Source organism: Allobosea sp. CER48 (genome assembly GCF_044752385.1).
Taxonomy (GTDB): domain Bacteria; phylum Pseudomonadota; class Alphaproteobacteria; order Rhizobiales; family Beijerinckiaceae; genus Allobosea.
Window position 1 is genome coordinate 1 of record NZ_JBIWYK010000510.1, and the last position, 2,060, is coordinate 2,060.

At 66.7% G+C, this 2,060-nt stretch carries 2 protein-coding genes and 1 pseudogene; 1 reads left to right on the forward strand and 2 read right to left on the reverse strand.

Features of this window, described 5'->3' with window-relative positions; all coding sequences use genetic code 11:
* Positions 1–633 (forward strand): annotated as a pseudogene (locus ACIPIA_RS14930) (hypothetical protein); the annotation flags it as partial.
* A gap of 52 nt (positions 634–685) precedes the next feature.
* On the opposite strand, the gene ACIPIA_RS14935 reads toward ACIPIA_RS14930, so the two are convergent.
* Positions 686–964: a hypothetical protein gene (locus ACIPIA_RS14935; protein WP_400510686.1), complete on the reverse strand. Its 279-nt coding sequence runs from the start codon at positions 962–964 to the stop codon at positions 686–688.
* 111 nt (positions 965–1,075) lie between these two features.
* The coding region (locus ACIPIA_RS14940; protein ID WP_400510688.1) for a transglycosylase SLT domain-containing protein at positions 1,076–2,060 on the reverse strand (985 nt) is incomplete at its 5' end.

Sequence of the window (2,060 nt, forward strand, 5' to 3'; positions counted from 1 at the left end):
GACCCGGTACCGCTGACGCCGGCCGAGCGCGTCGAGCACTACATCCGCGATTACGACGGCGGTCCCTGCTTCTTCCTCTGGCCTCTCGACATCGGCGACCGCAAGGCGACGGTCGAAGGCTTCGGCAGTGCGACCGAGCCCTTCGTGAAGTTCGACAACGCCTTCAAGGCGGCGCAGGGCTTCGAGGCCCAGATCCATCTGCGCCCGGTCACGACAGCCCAGTGCGCGATGGTCGATTTCCTGCGTCAGCCCGGCATCGCCATCGATCGCAGCCCGAAACTCCAGATCGGCGCCTTTACGATGAAGAGCGGCGACGCCTTGAACGGCTCGGTCGAGGCCGGCGGCGGCCTCAACCTCGACGTCGTACTGATCGGCGATGACGGGCTGGTCTACAATCTCGCGAACTTCACCCGGCGGGAGGGCAACAAGGCGATCTTCAACCTCAAGCTGGAAACGACCGGCGGCTCGGCCCGGCCCCAGACGGTGCTCGCGCTCGTCAGCCAGGAACCCCTGCCGGTGCTTTCAGGCCCCAACCCTGCCCCGGCCGCGGAGTTCTTCGCCAATCTCAAGCTCGATCTCGCCCGCCAGGGTGGCAAGCTCGGCCTGGCGATCAAGTATTTCCGGCTGGAATGACCGGCAGCCGCCGCGCCGCCCGATCCGCGGCGGCGCCCCGACGAGCGTCGATCTAGTCCTCCCGGTAGAGAGCGCCCCATTCGTCCTGCCAGACACCCGCAGGATCGGTGACCACGAGGGGTGCCCGGATCTCGTTGGCGAGGTGTACGGCGGTTCGGAACGCCTCCTTGGCCGCCAATTCGTCGCTGACGAAGTCATTGACCAGATGCCCGGCCGCAAGATCGGCCGGGCAGAGCACCCGGCCGAAGGCCTCGCCGCCGCGTTGCGTCAGGCTCAGCGTGATGGCGTCCACCTGTGGTTCGTCGACCTGCTCGAAACGGTTGCCGGCCATATCCATTCTCCCCTTCCTGCGTTCCGCACAAGCGCGGGTGGAAAGCCGCGGGCGGATCGCGCGCGGCAGAATGCTTGGTGAGGCAAAGGCTCCCGCGCCGGTGCCTGCTCCCTATTTCTTCGGCTGCGGCCTGCTGATCCCCGCGCCCATCGTCGGCCGCACCGCGCTGTAGCGATCGAGCCTGACCTTGATCATGTCGTTGAACTTCCTGTGGACCTCGGAAACCGAGAGCGTCTTGGTCTCGCCGCCGGCATCCGCATAGAAGATCGGCCGGTTGGCCTGCGCCGGACGTGGCAGGAGTTCCGCCGCCTTGACACCCGGTGTCTCCTCCATCGTCTCGATGAAGGTCTGGGCTGCGTCGGGCCCGAGGAAATGGATCAGGTAGATCTCGCCGCCGGTCAGATGACGGCCCAGCGCCCGCTCCAGCCTGAGTGTGTCGCGCTTCAGCATTTCTGCAGCCAGCAGGGCGGAAATATAGGGCTCGCGCCGCATGTCGAGTATCCGCTGGCGCTCGCTTCCGTCGGAGACGACGAACTGCCGTCCCGAGCGACCGATCAGCTTTGCCTCGGCGACGAGCCCGTGCCGCGCCCCGAACTCATAGATCACGCCGAGCCAGGTCTGCTCGATGAACTGGTAGAGGCCGGTGGCGGAGGACGTCTGCGCCTTCACTCCGGTCGAGAACGAGGACTCCTTGTCGGCGACCGCCATCAGCAAGGTCGGGTCGGCGCCCACGACCTTGCTGGCCCGGACGATCGTGTCGACGAGGTGCCGTCGGATCTTGATCGGCCCGAATGTCAGGATCTGGTCGGGATCTCCGCTTGATATCTGCGGCGGCGGCTGTGGCGCGCCGCTGGGAGAGACCGGGCCCGCCGCGCCGCCCTGCATCTTCGGTGGCACCAGCAGAATGTTCGACGGCAGTTGCAACTGGTTGACCGGAACCTGTTGCGTCTGCGTTTCATCCTGCGGCCGGATCGCCGCCAGCGACGGATCGTTGTCGAGAGCGAACTGCGCTGCCTGCCGCGCGCCCTCCAGATCCTGCTCGACCGAGGAGAGGATCAAGGATGGGCGCGCCGGCCCGTCCTTCAGTGCCGGCGCG

Bases quoted from the DNA above. Each gene is read 5' to 3' on its own strand.
- ACIPIA_RS14935 (WP_400510686.1), bottom strand. From the start codon at position 964: ATGGCCGGCAACCGTTTCGAGCAGGTCGACGAACCACAGGTGGACGCC.